This is a genomic window from Paraburkholderia nodosa (assembly GCF_001718195.1).
GTDB classification, from domain to species: domain Bacteria; phylum Pseudomonadota; class Gammaproteobacteria; order Burkholderiales; family Burkholderiaceae; genus Paraburkholderia; species Paraburkholderia nodosa_A.
In genome coordinates this window covers 86,303-103,875 of the sequence record NZ_MCNV01000017.1, presented here as the reverse complement: position 1 = coordinate 103,875, position 17,573 = coordinate 86,303, and the positions used below count along the sequence as shown (strand labels likewise).

The following is a 17,573-nucleotide window of genomic DNA, read 5'->3' as shown; positions in this document are numbered from 1 at the left end:
TGAATCGTTTTGAGGCTTGTCAGAAGCCGCTCGCGCGGCGTCTGACGGCGCGCAAGCGACTTTTCGATAACACGCAAAACCGCGTGCGCTCGACGCGACTACTCGCCGGCATTTCCGGCGGCCGAGGGGATGAGCAGGACAGGCAGCGTGGATTGCCGCACGCAGCGTTCGGCAACGCTGCCGAGGATGAGGCGCTGGAAGCCCCGGCGGCCGTGCGTGCCCATCACGATCAGGTCGGCGCCCGCGGTCTTCGCGGCGCTGAGCACGAGCGTCGGCACGTCGTCGAGCGAGGACGCTTCGCCCGTGACCATGGCGCCTTGCACGCCAAGCTCGCCCATCGCCTTGTCCATTTCTTCCGCGAGTTCGTTGCCCTGCGCAATCATCTGGTTGCGCAGGATCGACGGGTCGTAGCCGGGCGCGTCGAAATACATCGGCGTGTTCTCGATCACGTAGTACGGCTGCAGGGTCGCGCCCATCGCCTTCGCCAGGTCGAGCGCGGCTTCGAAGGCGCGGCGCGACGTGGCGCTGCCGTCGACGGCGACAAGGATGCGTTTGTACATAAGACCTCCTCTTTGAGTGGGATCGAGAATCGCGCGGCCTCGGGCGAAGCTGTGAGGAGGCGGGCGCGGCGTGTTGTGTCGTAACTGGCGAGAAGCTTAATGGATCGCAAGTAAAAACGCAGTCGGACTGTATGAAATGTGGAAGGTACTGGAAGGAAGATCAAGTGCCTTGCGTCGGAATACCGCAGCGCCGCCAGGTTTTCGTTTGCTATGCCGTTATGTTGCACGCGCACCGGCATCCCGCTATTGTTGCCTCTTTTTCGCTCCGCGCAGTCTCTTCCCCTCCCGTGAAACCTTCCTCCGCTAACCTGCCGTTTCGCGACGCGCTGCTGGCCATGCTCGGCATCGGCCTCGTCAACATGCTCGTCGCACTCGATCAAACCGTCGTCAGCACCGCTTTGCCCTCGATCGTCGCCGAACTGCACGGTTTCGAGTTCTACGCGTGGATCGCGAGCGCCTACCTGCTGGCCTCGGTCGTGACGGTGCCCGTGTTCGGCCGGCTCGGCGACTACTTTGGCCGCAAGCGCTTCGTGATCGCCGCGGTGATCGTATTTACGGTGGCCTCCGTGCTGTGCGGGCTCGCGACCGACATGCGTTTTCTGGCGGCGGCGCGTGCGCTGCAAGGCGTTGGAGGCGGGATGATGGTGGGCACGGCGTTCGCCTCGATTCCCGATCTCTTTCCCGACCCGCGCGCCCGGGTACGCTGGCAGGTCGTGATGGCGGCCGCCTACGGCATCGGCACGGCAGCGGGGCCTTCACTGGGCGGCTGGCTCAGCGAGCACTTTGGCTGGCGCTCGACCTTTCTCGTCAATCTGCCGGTCGGCGCGCTGGCGCTCTATTTCATCTGGGCGCATCTGCCGCGCTATCAGCCGGCGCGTACCGGCGAGGTGCGCATCGACTGGACGGGCGCCGCGCTCGTCGCGCTGGTGCTGGGCGGTTTCCAGACCCTGATCGAGGCGGTGCCCAAAAGCGGCCTGACGCCCGGCAACGGCGCGCTCGCGCTGGCGGTCCTCGCCGGCGCGGCGGCGCTGCAGGCCTGCGAGCGCCGCGCGACGCACCCGATCATCCCGCTCGACCTGTTTCGCGACCCGCAGCTCGTCACCCTGTTTACACTCTCGACGCTTTCGGGCTTCGTGATGTTCTCGCTGATCTTTTTCGCGCCGCTCCTGCTACAGGGCGGCTTCGGGCTGTCGCCCCAGGAGGCGGGCCTGCTCGCCACGCCGATCGCCGCCTGTATCGCGCTAGGCAGCCTCATCAACACGCGCATCGTGATCCGGCTGCGCAAGCCCACGACGATTCTCACGGTCGGCTTCAGCCTGCTGGTCGCGGCTTCCGCCGGTCTTGCCTTCGCGTCCCGCCACACGGCGCACCTCTGGCTCGAACTGGCGATGTCGGCGGTGGGCATCGGGCTCGGCTTCATCCTGAACAACCTGAATATCTTCGGCCAGGAGATCGCCGGGCGGGAGCGTTTCGGCATCACGACTGCCTTGTTGCAATCCACGCGCATGGTGGGCGGCATGCTCGGCACCAGCGTCGTCGCGACCATCGTCAGCCATCGCTATGCGGCCGGGGTGGGGGACGCGCTGGCGGTGATCGGCGCGCCGCTGCAGCAGCGCTGGCAACCCCACCTCGCCGATCCACGCGTGCTGATCGACCCGTCGCTGCGCGAGGGTCTCGTCGCGCAGATGAAGGCGGCGGGGCTCGACGGCGCGGCGCTGATCGATGCGGTGCGCCACGTACTGGTAGATGCGATCCATCTGGGGATCGGCCTGACGGGCTGCGCGGCGCTCGCGGCGGCCCTGTGCGTGGGTCGGATTTCCCACATCCGCTTCAGCCGCAGCGCGTCGGCGGCGCAGAAAAGCGCGGAGGCGCCCGCCGACGAGGTCAAGGCCGATTAGGGCGCGCAGCGTTCGGGTGTAGGCCGTCGGCGCGGTTTCGGTAATATTTGTCTGACAAAAACAACAGTATGCCTGGCTGAGCGAGAAAGGCCGCGGCGCCCAGCCAGCGCGTATTTGTCCCTGCGCGGCGTCGCCCTCAGGCGGCGTGGGCCATTGCCCCGAATAGCGCGTGGTGCGTTTGCTCGCTCATCGCGATTTCGAGCGCGACGGCGTTCTCCACGCCGATGCGCATCGGCGCGCCAAGCCGCGTCAGCTCGATGCCCGTGCGGCGCAGCAGGCGCTCCATCGGCGTGGTGGTCACCGTCACATAGCTGTTGATGCCCGCCCGGTCGGCGAACGAGACGACCGCGCGCATTGCGCTCATGGTCACGTCGGCGAAGCCGAACGCCTGGTCGTTGCCGGATTCGATGGCGAAGCGGCTCAGTTCCCAGATGTTGCGCGACGTAGGCGCAGCTTTGCCCTGCAGCAGTTGCGGGAACGTGTCGCGCAGCATGTTGGGGCCTTCGGTGGGCATCAGGCGCCAGCAGCCGCGCACGTGGCCCGCGCCGTCCTGGATCAGCATGTAATGGGGCCCGAGCGCGTCGTAGCCGTCGATTTCCATCCCCGCGATGGTGGGAATGTCCCAGCCGAGGCGGTCGCGGAACACGCGCGCGCGCAGCCGGTACATCTCGTTGATGTCCTCGTTGTCGAAGTCCTGTCTCAGTCCGATCCGTATCGCAGCTTGCATGACAACTCTCCCGATTTGTGTGGAGGCGCGGCAGTACGGTTCGAAAGCTATGCGTTATGAATATAAAAAAACACCTATCTAGATAGGTAGGTGCGCAGATAGGGCCTCTTAAGGAGAATCACTTCCGCGGCAGTCACTCATCAGGCATATCTGACAGCGAGAGTCATCATGGAACTTATGGGCAATCAATGGCACTCGGGTGCGAATACCATGTCGTCCCCGGGGGATCTGTCCTCGGTCGTCGACCGCGTCCTGATCATTGCGTATCGGAAGAAGAAGAAAGAGAGCCAGCGCCGCTTCTGGGCGCGCTTCGGCGTGACGCAGTCGCGCGGCAGCCGGTTCGAGTCGGGCGCGGAGATTCCGCCGCCGGTGTCGATCCTGCTCGGGCTGTATTTCAACAAGACGATTTCGGACGGCGACCTTGGCCGTGCCGAGCGCGTGCTGCGCGGCGAAGCACCGATGGTGCTTAGCCCGGGTCAATAAGACCCATCTGGGTTGCAATCACGGCTGCCGCTCGCCGTGAGTTCACGCCGAACTTCCCGCGAATGTTCTTCATGTGGAAGTTCACGACGGCCTCAGAGCAATTCAGGATGTGAGAAATTTCCCAAGTGGACTTGCCTAGCGCAGTCCACTTGAGGCATTCCTTTTCCCGTGGCGTGAGCTTGGGAATCAGCGACTGGACATGGTCGTTCAGATGCCGCTGGCTCGTGTCCAGCACGAGGTCGCGCAGCAGGACGAGATTCGGCAAGGCGCGGTTCACGTCGTCCCAGAATTTGTCCGTGGGATTCGCGTCGTTGACGAAGCAGAGCATGCCGATTTCCTGGCGCGGGCCATGGATCGGCAGGGTGATGCCTGCGCGCAGCCCGTACGAGCGGGCCTCCTCGTACATCGATTGTTGCTGTTCGGTCGCGAACAGCTCCGGCGACCAGATGAGCGGCGCCGAGCGCGTGGTGCAGTGCGACACGGTCGGGTCGAAGTAGGCCATCCCGTGGTCGTTGTACGTCTGCCGCCAGGCGGCCGAGTAGTTCGTGCGGATGAACGCATCCTCGAGCCTCATGCCCGGGCGCGGCAAGATAGCCAGCATGAGCTGGCTGAATCCCCACGAGCTGGCGAGCTTCGCCACCGCGTCGAACCACGCTGCCTCTTCGGGCGCGTCGAGTACGGGCGACATCTGCTCAATAAAATGTAGAGGCACGTTCAACACTCTCCATCAGCGCTGGGCGAGATCGCGGGGCAAGCCTCAGACACTCGCTCCTCGCTTCTTATGATGTAAGAATTTATCACTAAATTCCTATCCGATCCCACCTCGTCTGCAATCCTCCCGCTTTGCCGGGGTCATTTCTGTCAGATTTCGGTGACATCGGAGAGAATTCTGCGTCTCCTGAACAAGCGCGGGCCTGCACGAAAAAAGTGCATTGCGGAGCCGAAATAAAGCCGGACGCCATTTCGAAGGCAAAAGCGCGCAGCGCGCCGGGATAATGCCGGCGATTTATCGGCTTTCATTATTTTTCAGGCTTTTCATTGCGAGTTTTAATTGCACTCGACTGGATACTGTCTGTATCCGCCATTGCTGCGATTTCGCCTGGATAATCGCAAACGATTCGCCGCATGGTGAGCGGCGAACCGTTGTTCAGGGCTTGCGCTGCAACTCGATCACGCGGGTCGGCCGCAGGTGGTTCAGCGCGAAGTGCAGCCGTCCAGGGCTGCGGCGCACGCCCTCTTCGCGCGCGGCGTTGCGCTGCCACTCGGCGTCTTCGGGCTCTTCGGGTGCGCTCATGCCGAGGTCGACGACCTCGTAGCCGGACTCCAGCGCGATAGGCAGCCGGTGCACGCCCTTGCGGCTGTCGAAACCCGCCAGCCCGTCATCCGCTTCGGCCACGCTGTTGACGAGCGTCGCATTGCTGGTCGTCACTTCGTCGGGGCCGATGCAGCCTTCGCCCGCCAGGCGCGCCGCCTCGCGGTTCTTGCCGTCCGTGTCGACCGAACTGTCGTGTGTGCGGTCGTTATGGAGTTCGGCGCTGCGCGGCCGCGACGGCGACGCGCTCACATCTCCCGCATTCGGTTTCTGCATGTCGTCGGGACGATTCATGATGCTTCCTCCTTGGAAGATCTGGGTGCCTGCGTTCAGCAGGCCATTCCGCAAGCGCCGTTCCGCTGCAGCGCCGCGCCCTTGAATCGGGGTGAAAAGCAAGCCGGTTCGCCAGGAGAACGCCTCCAGCGATGTTGCATTTTTTTCGTTGGTTTGGGCTTTTTCCCAGGAGTATGATCCTCTTTCAACGAGTTGGCGCGCTTTCGATTAATGGGCCGGGCGAGGGCCCATGCTGTGGCTTTGCCGCACGATCCTGAATGCACGCGCCAAATAAAATGGACGAGGCAGTCAGGGGCGGGTGACACACATGCACTTCGACGCTGCATTTACGCATCGTGGCTATTTGCTGAATTGCGCACCGGCGCGTGCCGGTGACGGCACGTATCAGCCGTATGTGGTGATTTCGCGCTCGAGCGACGGCGAACTCGTTGCCAACCGATTTTTCCCTGCCGAATTGCGCTTTTCCGACGAAGGGGCCGCCATCGCTCATGCGCGCGACTGGGCCGTGCGCTGGATCGACGCAAGCACGGTCACGCTGTGAAGGCGCGCGCCTCGCGTGCGTGGATCGGCGCCGAGGGCGCTTCGGCGAACTCCGGCAAAACGCGGTAATCTCTGGGGTCGATACACTCACTCCTGCGCAGACTCTGCGTCTGCTGCCGCATCACCATGTCCAAAGCTGCTTCCCCCGACTGGGGTCTCGAACAGATCGTCGCCGATCTGCGTGCGTCGCGTGAAGAGCGGCACCGCACGCGCCATCCGCTCGGCATCCGCGAACTGCCGTCACGCGATGCAGTCGTCAACATCGTGGCGGGCCTGCGCGCCGCGCTCTTTCCCACGCATTACGGCGCGCCCGATCTGACCGACGAGAGCATCGATTACTACGTCGGCCATACACTCGACAGCACGTTGCGGCTGCTTGCCGAGCAGATTCGCCGCGCGCTGCGCTTCCTGCCGGAAAGCTCGCAGGCGAGCGACGACGAACTGCGAGCGCGTGCATTCAACGTGGCGCGCGAGTTCGGCCGGCAACTGCCCGATATTCGCGCGCTGCTCGTGAGCGACATTCAGGCGGCGTTCACGGGCGACCCGGCCGCGCAGCACATCACCGAGATCCTGCTGTGCTATCCGGGCGTGTGGGCCATGACGCATCATCGGCTCGCGCATGCACTGCACCGCCTCGGCGTGCCGCTGCTCGCGCGCTTCATCAACGAGATCGCGCATTCGGCAACGGGCATCGACATTCACCCGGGCGCACAGATCGGTTCGAGCTTCTTCATTGACCACGGCACGGGCGTCGTCATCGGCGAGACGGCGATCATCGGCGAGCGCGTGCGCGTGTATCAGGCCGTGACGCTCGGTGCGAAGAGTTTCGCGGCCGACCTCGACGGTACGCTCGTGAAGGGCAATGCGCGCCATCCGATCGTCGAGGACGACGTGGTGATCTACGCCGGCGCGACGATTCTCGGCCGCGTGACGATCGGGCGCGGCTCGGTAATTGGCGGGAACGTGTGGCTCACGCATAGCGTGCCGCCGGGCAGCAGCGTGCGCCAGGGCAAGATTCGCGAGATCGAGCGAGGCGACGAAGGTCCGCTCAAGTAAGGAGGGGAACGGGACACGCGGTCCCGTTCTTTATCTGTGCGTTGCGATCAGGTATTCGAGACGCTCATTGCGCTCGGATTGCCGACGATCGCGAGAAACTCGCGGCGCGTGGAAGGATCGGTGCGGAACGTGCCGAGCATGCGCGAGGTCACCATCGCCACACCCGCCTTGTGCACCCCGCGCGTGGACATGCATTGATGCGCCGCTTCGAGTATCACGCCCACCCCCTTGGGCTGCAGGATTTCATTGAGCGTGTCGGCAATCTGCGCGGTCATCTTCTCCTGGATCTGCAGGCGCTTCGCGAATGCGTCGACGAGACGCGCGAGCTTCGAGATGCCCACCACGCGATGCTCGGGCAAATACGCCACATGTGCGCGTCCGATGATCGGCACCATATGATGCTCGCAGTAGCTCTCGAAGCGGATGTCCTTCAACACGATCATTTCGTCGTAGCCATCCACCTCCGAGAAGGTGCGCGACAGGATTTCGCGCGGATCGACCGCATAGCCCGCGAAGAATTCCTCATAGGCGCGCACGACGCGGCCCGGCGTATCGAGCAGCCCTTCGCGAGCGGGGTCGTCCCCGGCCCAGCGCAACAGCACGCGCACGGCGTCCTCGGCTTCGGCGCGTGACGGACGCGCGACGGTCGCGCTCGCTGTGTTCTTGCGTTGCTTCGCGCTTTGCTTCGCGCTTTGCTTCGCGGGTTGCTTCGATTTCCCGGCCTTTTTTTCTTCGCTCATGCATGGGCTCCTGTCATGTGGGAGTACGCCGCTTTGGCGTGCACCACGAGCGCCCATTGTTTCATGTTTTGCCGTGCTTGGCGCGAGGGGTCATTTGGGCCATTCGTCCATGGCGTCGTTGAACAGTTCCGCCACGACGCTGCGCAGCCATTCGCCACGCGGCGCATTGTGATACTTGCGATGCCAGTGCTGCTTGAGATCGAAACGCGGCAACTGCAGCGGCGGCTCGACGAGCGTGATCGATGCATGCTCGGACACGTAGGCGAAGCCGATTGCATGCGGCACGGTGGCGATGAGATCGGAGCGCGTGAGAATGAACGGCAGGCTCATGAAGTGAGGCGTTTCGAGCACGGCGCGTCGGCGCATGCGCCTTTTCTCCAGATACTGCTCCAGCACTTCCTGGCTGCGTCCCTCGGCGCGCACGACGGCATGGCCCATGGCAAGGAACTGCTCGATCGTCATGGCCTTGCCCGCGAGCGGATGCCCGCTGCGCATCATGCAGATGAAGCGGTGCGTGAAGAGGCGCTGCTGAAAGAAGTTGTTGCCGCCGAGGTCGGGGAAATAGCCGACCGCGAGATCGATGTCGCCCGATTCGAGACCGCGCTCGACCTGGTTGGGCGGCAGCGACACCGAACGCAGGTTCGCGTTGGGCGCGCGCTCGGAGAATACCTGCAGGAGGCGCGGCAGAAACACGATCTCGCCGACGTCGGAGAGCGCAATGGAGAACGTGTGCGTGCTCGTGACGGGATCGAAGTCCTGCGCCTGCAGCATGCCTTTCTCGATGTGCACCAGCGCGTCGCGTGCGGCGGGAATGAGGGCGAGCGCGCGCGGTGTGGGCTCCATGCCGCGCGAGGTGCGCACGAAGAGCGGATCGCCGAAGAACTCGCGCAGCTTGCCGAGCGCCGTGCTCACGCGCGGCTGGCTCACGCCGAGCCGCTCGGCGGCGCGGCTCACGTTGCGCGTTTCCTCCATGGCCACGAGAAAGGGGATGAGATTCAGATCGAGGTCTTGCATGAAGGCGGGCGCGGCGGCGCTGACTATGTCGAAATCGGATAAAGACTAGTCGATGAATCGCAATTCCGGATATTGGGGTATGTGCCCACGGGCGCGCGTGGCCTGAAGGCGGGCGGTGCGTGCGGTCGGGCGCGCATCGGCGTCGACATGAAGTAGATTGCCTGTGTGGGTAGACCCGCCTTGACAAGCGCTTGAATCCACTCCGATAATGCGCTGGACGTTCGCTAAACGAATCAGTGTTCGTATATAGAACTTTTTTCGCGATCGAGTGACGTGGACCTTCCGCGATGCACATCGCTTTCAGGAACAGGCATGATCAACAAGATTTTCGACTCGCTTCAAGCCGCCGTGGCCGATGTGCATGACGGCGCCACGGTGATGATCGGCGGCTTCGGCACGGCCGGTATGCCCGCCGAACTGATCGACGCGCTCATCGAGCAGGGCGCGCGCGACCTCACCATCGTCAACAACAACGCAGGCAACGGCGACATCGGCCTGGCCGCGCTGCTCAAGGCGAAGCGTGTGCGCAAGATCATCTGCTCGTTCCCGCGCCAGACCGACTCGTATGTGTTCGACGCGCTCTATCGCGCCGGTGAAATCGAACTCGAACTCGTGCCGCAAGGCAATCTGGCCGAGCGCATCCGCGCCGCCGGCGCCGGCATTGGCGGCTTCTTCACGCCCACGGGCTACGGCACGAAGCTGGCCGAAGGCAAGGAAACGCGCCTGATCGACGGCCGTCACTATGTGCTCGAAGCGCCGCTGCACGCCGACTTCGCGCTCATCAAGGCGTACAAGGGCGATCGCTGGGGCAACCTCGTCTATCGCAAGACGGCGCGCAACTTCGGCCCGATCATGGCAAGCGCGGCGAAGGTCGCCATCGCGCAGGTTTCGGAGGTCGTCGAACTCGGTCAGCTCGATCCGGAAAACATCGTGACGCCCGGCATTTTCGTGCAACGCGTCGTGGCAGTGCCGCAAGCGGCGCATCAAGCGCACGCCGACCAAAGCGGCCAGGCAGCCTGAAGGAACGGAGAGAGGCAATGAAACGACTGAATCGCGATGAAATGGCCAAGCGCGTGGCCGCGGACATTCCCGAAGGCGCGTATGTGAATCTCGGCATCGGCGTTCCCACGCTGGTGGCCAACCACCTCGATCCGAGCAAGGAAATCTTCCTGCATAGCGAGAACGGCCTGCTTGGCATGGGCCCGGCGCCCGCGCCCGGCGAGGAAGACGACGAACTCATCAACGCGGGCAAGCAGCACGTCACGCTGCTCACCGGCGGCGCGTTTTTCCACCACGCCGACTCGTTCGCGATGATGCGCGGCGGCCACCTCGACTACTGCGTGCTCGGCGCGTTCCAGGTGTCGGTGAACGGCGACCTCGCGAACTGGCACACCGGCGCGCCCGACGCGATTCCGGCCGTGGGCGGCGCGATGGACCTCGCACTCGGCGCCAAGCAGGTGTTCGTGATGATGGAACTGCTCACCAAGCAGGGCGAAAGCAAGCTCGTGAGCGAATGCTCGTACCCGGTCACGGGCGTGGGCTGCGTGGGCCGCATCTATACCGACCTCGCCGCGTTCGATGTCACGCCCGAAGGCCTCGCGGTACGCGAGATCTATTCGGACATCGATTTCGACGCGCTGCAGAAGCTCGCCGGCGTGCCGCTGATCGACGCGACGCAAAACCGTCGCGCAGCGTAAACTGTCTGTAGACGTGCGCATCGTTCGCACGTGAGTGGCGCGGCAACCCTCGGCATTCGTCGACGGTTGCCGCGCCCGCTTCGTTCCGGCTGTATCTGAACGCCTGCTTTTTTCCGCGCGCCACACTCCATGATTGAACGCCTCACGAGCCTGATCTGCGGGACCGAACCGATGAACGCGGTCTGGTCTCCCGATGCCACGCTGCAACGCATGCTGGACGTCGAAGCGGCGCTCGCGCGCGCCTCGGCGGCGCATGGCGTAATTCCGCACTCAGCCGTGGCCGCGATCGTCGCGGCCTGCGCGGCGGATCAGCTCGACGCCCCGGCGCTCGCGCGCGACGCCGCGCTGGGCGGCAACCTGGCGATCCCGCTCGTCAAGCAGCTCACGGCGCGCGTGAAGTCCGCCGACCCCGAAGCTGCCAAGTACGTGCACTGGGGCGCCACGAGCCAGGACATCATCGACACGGCAACGGTGCTGCAGTTGCGCGATGCGCTCGCGTTGATCGAGCGCGGCATCGACGCGCTCTGCGCGACGCTGGCGGACCTCGCGCGCACGCATCGCGCGACGCCCGCGGTCGGGCGCACGTGGCTGCAGCAGGCGCTGCCCATCACGCTCGGATTGAAGTTCGCGCAATGGCTCGACGCGGTGCTGCGCCATCGCGAACGCCTCGTCGTGCTGCGCGAGCGCGCGCTCGTGCTGCAGTTCGGCGGCGCGGCCGGTACGCTCGCGAGCCTGCGCGACGCCGCCCCGGCGGTGAGCGCTGCGCTCGCGCAAGAACTCGTTCTCGCGCTGCCTGCGTTGCCGTGGCACACGCAGCGCGACCGCATTGCCGAAGCCGCATCGTTCTTCGGCATGCTCATCGGCACGCTCGGCAAGATCGCGCGCGATATCTCCTTGCAGATTCAGACCGAAGTCGGCGAACTGGGCGAACCGGCGGCGGCAGGCAAGGGCGGTTCGTCGACCATGCCGCACAAGCGCAATCCCGTGGGTTGCGCAGCTGTCCTGACGGCTGCCGCACGCGCGCCGGGCCTCGTCGCGACGGTGTTCGCCGGCATGGTTCAGGAACACGAGCGCGCGCTCGGCGGCTGGCAAGCCGAGTGGGATGCGCTACCCGATCTCGCGCGCCTCGCCGGCGGCGCGCTCGCGCAGATCGAACAGATCACGGCCGGACTCGAAGTGCGGCCCGAACGGCTCGCGGCGAATCTCGACATCACGCACGGACTCATTCTCGGCGAGGCCGTGATGCTCGCGCTTGGCGACCAGATCGGGCGCCTGGACGCGCATCATCTCGTTGAGCACGCATCGAAATCCGCGGTGCAAAGCGGCCGTACGCTGTACGAAGTCCTCGCGGCGGATCCCGCCGTCACGAGGCACCTGGACGAAGCGCGCCTCGAGGCGCTGCTCGATCCGGCCAACTACGTGGGCCAGGCCCACGCATTCGTCGACGCGGTGCTCGCGTCGTATGAAGCGAAAGCAAAGTAACGCACGCCCCATTGATTACAGAAGACACACGAGGAGTAACACGCATGCCTTACGCAGCCGTCAACGACACGCATTTGTTCTACCGCATCGACGGTGCGGAGAACCATTCGGCGCCATGGGTGGTTCTGTCGAATTCTCTCGGTAGCGACGTGTCGATGTGGACGCCGCAGATCGTCGAGTTCACGAAGCATTTCCGCGTGCTGCGCTACGACACGCGCGGCCACGGCCACTCGGCGGCGCCGCTGGGCCCGTACACCATCGAGCAACTGACCGGCGACGTGATCGGCCTGATGGACCAGCTCGGCATCGAACGCGCGCATTTCGCGGGCGTTTCGATGGGCGGCCTGACCGGCGTCGGCCTCGGCGCGCGTTACGCCAACCGCATCGATCGTCTCGTGCTGTGCAATACGGCCGCAAAGATCGGCTCGCCGGAGGTGTGGGTGCCGCGTGCGGCGAAGGCTCGCAGCGAAGGCATGCTCGCGCTCGCCGAAGCGGTGCTCCCGCGCTGGTACACGCCCGAATTCATCGCCAACAATGCACTCGTGATGTCGCAGGTTCGCGACGTGTTCGTGCATACGGACAAGGACGGCTATGCTTCGAACTGCGAAGCGATCAATGCCGCCGATCTGCGCGGCGAGGCGCCGTCGATCAAGGCGCGCACGCTCGTGATCTCGGGTACGCACGATCTGGCCGCGACGCCCGCCCAAGGGCGCGAACTGGCCGAATCGGTGCCGGGCGCGCGCTATGTCGAGCTGAACGCCGCGCACATCTCGAACGTCGAGCTGGCGGACGAGTACAACAAGATCGTGGTCGATTTCCTGCTGGGGGCGTGATGAACGACGAAGACCGCTACGAAGCCGGCATGAAGGTGCGCCGCGCGGTGCTGGGCGACGCGCACGTCGATCGCTCGCTCGCCAACCGCACCGAAGTGACCGAGGAATTCCAGAACTTCATTTCGCGCTACGCGTGGGGCGAGATCTGGACGCGCGATGGCTTGCCGCGCCACACGCGCAGCCTGCTGACGATCGCGATGATGGTCGCGCTCAACCGCAGCGAAGAACTCGCGCTGCATCTGCGCGCCGCGCGCAACAACGGCGTCACGCGCGACGAGATCAAGGAAGTGCTGCTGCAGACAGCGATTTACTGCGGCGTGCCGGCGGCGAACTCGGCGTTCCATCTCGCCGACCGCATCTTCCGCGAGCAGGACGCCGAGCAGGGCTGATCGTGTGGTGACAACGCGCGGGGCATGCGCCCCGCGTTCAGTCGAATACCGGCGACTCCACGCCGAGCACCTTGTGCAGGCGCGTGCTGGTCGTCGTGTACTGCAGATGGATTTTCTTCTCGGGAAACACGTGATGCGCCGCGCCGAACGCAGCGAGCGCGGCTTCGTGAAAGCCGGAGAGAATCAGCTTCTTCTTGCCCGGATAAGTATTGATATCGCCGACGGCAAAGATGCCCGGCACGCTCGTCTCGAAGCGCGCCGTATCCACGGGCAACTGCTTGCGCTCGATCTCGAGGCCCCATTGCGCGATCGGCCCGAGTTGCGGCGACAAGCCGTAGAACACGAGCAGGTAGTCGAGATCCAGCGAGCGCGTGACGCCGTCGCCGCCCGTCACCTTGATGCGTTTGAGCTTACCGCCTTCGTCGTCGAAGCCGGTCAGCTGGCCGACGATGGACTGCATGCGCCATTCCTCGCATAGCGCGTGCATCTTCGCGACGGTTGCCGGCGCGGCGCGATAGCCCTCGCGCCGGTGCAGCAGAATCACGCTCTGCGCGACGTCCACGAGCTGCAGCGCCCAGTCGAGCGCCGAATCCCCGCCGCCACACACCACGACGTCCTTGTCGCGAAAGGGTTCGACATCGCGCACGCGGTAGAAGAGCTGCGTGTCGCGGTAGCGCTCGATGCCGCTCAGCTTGAGCGTGCGCGGCTGAAACGAGCCCACGCCCGCCGCGATGAACACCGTCTTCGCCAGAAACTGCGTGCCCTTGCTCGTCTGCACGAAAAAGCGGCCGTCGGCGCGCGGCTCGACGATTTGCACTTCCTGGCCGAGATGGAACGTCGCGCCAAAAGGCTCGATTTGCTGCATCAGCGCATCGACGAGCTGTTGGCCGGTGCACATCAGCACCGCCGGAATGTCGTAGATCGGCTTGTCGGGGTATAGCTCGGCACACTGGCCGCCCACCACCGGCAGCGAGTCGACCACGTGCGCGTGGATTTCCATCAGGCCCAGTTCGAATACCTGGAAAAGTCCCACCGGCCCGGCGCCAATGATGAGCGCATCGGTTTCGATAAGCTGCGGCGGGAAGCGATCGTTGCGCTCGATCATCGGCGAGCTCTCCTTGCAAGAGGCAGGGACAATGATCAAGAGTCCTATTCTTCCGGCTGCACGTCGGCTACGTAACGACGCAGGCAGGCGAGCAGCGCGGCTTCCTCGGCGCGGCTCGCTGCGTCGCTGGCCGAACCCGCGTCGCGCTCTTCGCCGAACATGGCCGCGGGCGCGGGGATCGTGTCGACCACGCGGCCGTCACGGAACACACGGATTTGATGGGTCGCTTCCATATACTCGGCGATCCAGTGGACGCCCTCGATATGCGTGCCGATGCGGACTGGCATCTTCATGAGATTCCCTCCTGGCCAGCGCACGTCGGTCGATGCGCGCTCGCCGCAATCGCGTTTCTTATGGCGGATAGGGCAACGATACGCCGATGGCGCGCGCTGTGCTTGAACCGGGTCCTGGCGCGCCGACGGCCGGAAAAAGAAAGGGCGGCCCGAGCCCGGGCCGCCCTTGCGGCGGATTACCAAATGAAAGCAGGCGCGCGTAAGCCGTTAGCTCGCGCCTCGCGCGTTACTGCACCGTGGCGAGCACGTCGCGCACCGTGCCGAACAGGCGTGCGATTTCCTCTTCGGTCACGATGAGCGGCGGCGAGAACGCCAGGATGTCGCCCGTGAAACGGATCAGCACGCCCGCCTCGAAGCACTTCACGAAAACCTCGTAAGCGCGCGCGCCAGGTGCGCCGTCGCGCGAGTCCAGTTCGACGCCGGCAACGAGGCCAAGATTGCGCACGTCTTTCACGTGCTTCTCGCCGCGCAGCGCATGCGCGGCGGCCTCGAACTTCGGCGCGAGCGCGTCGGCGCGCTCGAACAGGCCCTCGCGGCGATACAGATCCTGCGTCGCGATCGCGGCGGCGGCGGCGAGCGGGTGCGCCGAATAGGTGTAGCCGTGGAACAGTTCGATTGCGCCCTGCGCGCCGCTATTCACGATCGTGTCGTGAACCGCGCGGCTCGCGGCCACGCCGCCCATCGGCACGGCGGCGTTGTTGATCGCCTTGGCCATGGTGATGATGTCCGGCGTCACGCCGAAATACTCGCTGGCCGTGGCCTTGCCGAGGCGCCCGAAGCCCGTGATGACCTCGTCGAAAATCAGCAGGATGCCGTGCTTCGTGCAAATCTCGCGCAGACGCTGCAGATAGCCTTGCGGCGGAATCAGCACGCCGGTCGAGCCTGCCACGGGTTCGACGATCACGGCGGCGATGGTCGAGGCGTCGTGCAGCGCGACGATGCGCTCGAGGTCTTCCGCGAGATGGGCGCCCCAGGCCGGCTGGCCCTTCGAGAACGCGTTGTGCTCGAGATTGTGCGTGTGCGGCAGATGATCGACGGCGGGCAGCAGCTGGCCCGAGAACGCCTTGCGATTCGGCCCGATGCCGCCCACCGAAATGCCGCCGAAGCCCACGCCGTGATAGCCGCGCTCGCGGCCGATCAGCTTGGTGCGCTGGCCTTCGCCGCGTGCGCGATGGTAGGCGAGCGCGATCTTCAGTGCGGTGTCGACCGACTCGGAGCCGGAGTTCGTGAAGAACACACGGTCGAGGCCGGCCGGCATGATTTCGGCGATCTTCTGGGCCGCTTCGAACGCGAGCGGGTGGCCCATCTGGAACGTGGGGGCGAAGTCGAGCGTACCGGCCTGCTGGGCGATGGCCGCGACGATTTCCTCGCGCGCATGGCCCGCGTTCACACACCAGAGGCCCGCGCTGCCGTCCAGCACTTCGCGGCCGTCGGTCGTGCGGTAGTACATGCCCTTGGCCGATTCGAGCAGGCGCGGCGCGGCCTTGAACTGGCGATTGGCGGTGAAGGGCATCCAGAACGACGAGAGATCGTCGATGACGGGGCGCGAAGTCATGCGTGCTTCTCCTCAGGTAGGTTTGGCTCAACTGTAGCGCCGAGGCTTGAACGACGGCATAGACAGTCTCTATACTGATCTGCAAACCGTGCTGGACAATTCTCGCCAACTGTATTGGTCGGCACCGGGAATCGTACGGGTTTTCCCTCGCACTATACGCTTGCTTTCCCGATGATCGAACTCGAACTTGAGCGCGGCCGCGGCGTCACGACGACGCTTGTCGAGCAGCTCGTGCAGGGCTTCGCGCGCGCGATCGAAGCGCAAACGCTGCGCGCCGGGGCGCTCCTGCCCTCGGTGCGCCAGCTCGCGCAATCGCACGAACTATCGACCTATACAGTGACCGAGGCGTACAACCGTCTCGTTTCGATGGGCTTCGTCGTCGCGCGGCGCGGCTCGGGCTACCGCGTGGCGCCCCGCAGCGAGTCGGCGCGGGCGAGCGCGGCGGGCTGGCAGCCGCCCACGCTGACGGCGACCTGGCTGCTCTCCGACGTGTTCGCCGATCATTCGGTGCCGATCAAGGCGGGCTGCGGCTGGGTGCCGGGCGAGTGGATCAACGAAAGCGGCCTGCAGCACGCCTTGCGCGCCATGAGCCGGGTGCCGGCCGTGCGTCTTGGCGACTACGGGCACCCGTACGGTTACGCGCCGCTGCGCGAGCGCATCGCGGCGCAGCTCGATCGTCAGGGGCTGCCTGTCGAGGTGTCGAACGTCCTGCTCACGCAGGGCGCGACGCAGGGGCTCGACCTTATCGTGCGTACGCTGCTGCGGCCCGGCGACACGGTGCTCGTGGAAGACCCCGGCTACTGCAATCTGCTGCAGATTCTCAAGCTCGCGGGGCTCACGGTGCATGGCGTGCCGCGTACGCCGGCAGGGCTCGACATCGAGGCGCTCGAGCGCCAGGTGGCGGCGCACCAGCCGAAGGCGATCTTCGTGAACACGACGCTGCAGAATCCCACCGGCGCGACGTATGCGATGTCGAACGCCTTCCGCTTGCTGCAGATCGCCGAGCGCCAGCGCATGTGGGTCGTCGAGGACGATGTGAGCCGCGAGCTTGCGCCGCCAGGCGCGCCGTTGCTCGCGGCGATGGAAGGCTTGCAGCGCGTGCTGTACGTCAGCGGCTTTTCGAAGACGGTCACGCCTTCGCTGCGTTGCGGCTATGTGGTCGCCGAGCGCGATGTGCTGCGCGAACTGGCGCGCGCGAAGATGGCAGTGGGGCTCACCTCGTCGGCGACCATCGAGCGCATGGTCGACAAGGTCTTGCTCGAAGGACGCCACGCGCGCCACGTCGAACTCGTGAACGAACGGCTGAAGGCCGCGCATGCCTGCGTGGAGGAGCGGCTCGACGCGCTGGGGCTCGAGATATTCCACCGGCCGCGCGCGGGGCTGTTCGTGTGGGCGCGCCTTGCCATCGAACCCGAACGGGCCGGCGCGATCGCGACGGCGGCGTTGCGCGACGGCATCTGGCTCGCGCCTGGCTCGTATTTCAGGCCCGACGACGAAGCGAGCGCGTGGTTTCGTTTCAACGCGCCATATTCGACGGACGATGCGCTGTGGCGGTTCATCGAGCGCGCTCGCTAAGGCGTGCGCGACGGCGCACG

19 protein-coding genes are annotated in these 17,573 nt (G+C 65.2%); 10 read left to right on the top strand and 9 right to left on the bottom strand.

From position 1 onward, the window contains the following. Positions 1-98: 98 nt before the first annotated feature. Positions 99-560 (bottom strand): universal stress protein, encoded by a 462-nt coding sequence (locus tag BFD71_RS25695; RefSeq protein WP_069267133.1) that lies wholly within the window; start codon positions 558-560, stop codon positions 99-101. 335 nt (positions 561-895) lie between these two features. Between BFD71_RS25695 and BFD71_RS25690 the strand changes: the two genes are divergently transcribed. Further along, positions 896-2,458: an MFS transporter gene (locus BFD71_RS25690; protein ID WP_069267132.1), complete on the top strand. Its 1,563-nt coding sequence runs from the start codon at positions 896-898 to the stop codon at positions 2,456-2,458. Between the two features lie 136 nt (positions 2,459-2,594). On the opposite strand, the gene BFD71_RS25685 is transcribed toward BFD71_RS25690, so the two are convergent. Further along, positions 2,595-3,185, bottom strand: coding sequence for an acyl-homoserine-lactone synthase (locus tag BFD71_RS25685; protein ID WP_069267131.1), 591 nt, complete (start codon positions 3,183-3,185; stop codon positions 2,595-2,597). Between the two features lie 168 nt (positions 3,186-3,353). Between BFD71_RS25685 and BFD71_RS25680 the strand changes: the two genes are divergently transcribed. Continuing rightward, entirely contained in the window at positions 3,354-3,668 is a 315-nt protein-coding gene (locus BFD71_RS25680; RefSeq protein WP_035514098.1) for a helix-turn-helix transcriptional regulator, read from the top strand. Here the strand turns inward: BFD71_RS25680 and BFD71_RS25675 are convergent. Next, positions 3,652-4,356, bottom strand: coding sequence for a helix-turn-helix transcriptional regulator (locus BFD71_RS25675; protein WP_028206371.1), 705 nt, complete (start codon positions 4,354-4,356; stop codon positions 3,652-3,654). The genes BFD71_RS25680 and BFD71_RS25675 overlap by 17 nt on opposite strands. 459 nt (positions 4,357-4,815) lie before the next feature. After that, positions 4,816-5,274 carry a DUF3005 domain-containing protein gene (locus BFD71_RS25670; protein ID WP_083245468.1) on the bottom strand — a complete coding sequence of 153 codons (459 nt, stop codon included), beginning with the start codon at positions 5,272-5,274 and terminating at the stop codon, positions 4,816-4,818. Positions 5,275-5,581: 307 nt separating this feature from the next. Here BFD71_RS25670 and BFD71_RS25665 point away from each other — a divergent pair, with 307 nt between their 5' ends. Both BFD71_RS25665 and epsC read left to right on the top strand, forming a co-directional pair. Next, on the top strand, positions 5,582-5,815 hold the full coding sequence (locus BFD71_RS25665; RefSeq protein WP_069267130.1) for a hypothetical protein: 234 nt from the start codon (positions 5,582-5,584) through the stop codon (positions 5,813-5,815). 125 nt (positions 5,816-5,940) lie between these two features. Next, positions 5,941-6,870, top strand: a complete 930-nt coding sequence (epsC, locus tag BFD71_RS25660) for a serine O-acetyltransferase EpsC (protein WP_069267129.1) — start codon at positions 5,941-5,943, stop codon at positions 6,868-6,870. A 47-nt stretch (positions 6,871-6,917) separates the two neighbouring features. Here epsC and folE read toward each other — a convergent pair whose 3' ends face one another. Then, positions 6,918-7,610: a GTP cyclohydrolase I FolE gene (gene folE, locus BFD71_RS25655; protein ID WP_069267128.1), complete on the bottom strand. Its 693-nt coding sequence runs from the start codon at positions 7,608-7,610 to the stop codon at positions 6,918-6,920. 90 nt (positions 7,611-7,700) lie between these two features. Beyond that, positions 7,701-8,624, bottom strand: a complete 924-nt coding sequence (locus BFD71_RS25650; protein WP_069267127.1) for a LysR family transcriptional regulator — start codon at positions 8,622-8,624, stop codon at positions 7,701-7,703. Between the two features lie 312 nt (positions 8,625-8,936). Here BFD71_RS25650 and BFD71_RS25645 point away from each other — a divergent pair, with 312 nt between their 5' ends. The 5 genes from BFD71_RS25645 (at position 8,937) to pcaC (ending at position 13,025) form a co-directional block, all read left to right on the top strand. Then, positions 8,937-9,644 carry a 3-oxoacid CoA-transferase subunit A gene (locus tag BFD71_RS25645; protein WP_028206365.1) on the top strand — a complete coding sequence of 236 codons (708 nt, stop codon included), beginning with the start codon at positions 8,937-8,939 and terminating at the stop codon, positions 9,642-9,644. Between the two features lie 17 nt (positions 9,645-9,661). After that, complete coding sequence (locus BFD71_RS25640; RefSeq protein ID WP_042260188.1) at positions 9,662-10,321, top strand: 3-oxoacid CoA-transferase subunit B; 660 nt, start codon at positions 9,662-9,664, stop codon at positions 10,319-10,321. 129 nt (positions 10,322-10,450) lie between these two features. Then, on the top strand, positions 10,451-11,803 hold the full coding sequence (locus BFD71_RS25635; RefSeq protein WP_069267126.1) for a 3-carboxy-cis,cis-muconate cycloisomerase: 1,353 nt from the start codon (positions 10,451-10,453) through the stop codon (positions 11,801-11,803). A 44-nt stretch (positions 11,804-11,847) separates the two neighbouring features. Next, complete coding sequence (pcaD, locus tag BFD71_RS25630; protein WP_069267125.1) at positions 11,848-12,636, top strand: 3-oxoadipate enol-lactonase; 789 nt, start codon at positions 11,848-11,850, stop codon at positions 12,634-12,636. Then, on the top strand, positions 12,636-13,025 hold the full coding sequence (gene pcaC / locus BFD71_RS25625; protein WP_069267124.1) for a 4-carboxymuconolactone decarboxylase: 390 nt from the start codon (positions 12,636-12,638) through the stop codon (positions 13,023-13,025). The genes pcaD and pcaC overlap by 1 nt, the downstream gene beginning before the upstream one ends. A gap of 37 nt (positions 13,026-13,062) precedes the next feature. On the opposite strand, the gene BFD71_RS25620 is transcribed toward pcaC, so the two are convergent. The 3 genes from BFD71_RS25620 to BFD71_RS25610 all read right to left on the bottom strand — a co-directional run bounded on the left by BFD71_RS25620 (position 13,063) and on the right by BFD71_RS25610 (position 15,978). After that, entirely contained in the window at positions 13,063-14,130 is a 1,068-nt protein-coding gene (locus tag BFD71_RS25620; RefSeq protein ID WP_069267123.1) for an NAD(P)/FAD-dependent oxidoreductase, read from the bottom strand. A 44-nt stretch (positions 14,131-14,174) separates the two neighbouring features. Next, entirely contained in the window at positions 14,175-14,423 is a 249-nt protein-coding gene (locus BFD71_RS25615) for a hypothetical protein (protein WP_069267122.1), read from the bottom strand. A gap of 226 nt (positions 14,424-14,649) precedes the next feature. After that, positions 14,650-15,978 carry an aspartate aminotransferase family protein gene (locus BFD71_RS25610; RefSeq protein WP_069267121.1) on the bottom strand — a complete coding sequence of 443 codons (1,329 nt, stop codon included), beginning with the start codon at positions 15,976-15,978 and terminating at the stop codon, positions 14,650-14,652. 171 nt (positions 15,979-16,149) lie between these two features. Here BFD71_RS25610 and BFD71_RS25605 point away from each other — a divergent pair, with 171 nt between their 5' ends. Continuing rightward, positions 16,150-17,553: an aminotransferase-like domain-containing protein gene (locus BFD71_RS25605; RefSeq protein WP_069267120.1), complete on the top strand. Its 1,404-nt coding sequence runs from the start codon at positions 16,150-16,152 to the stop codon at positions 17,551-17,553. Positions 17,554-17,573 lie beyond the last annotated feature (20 nt).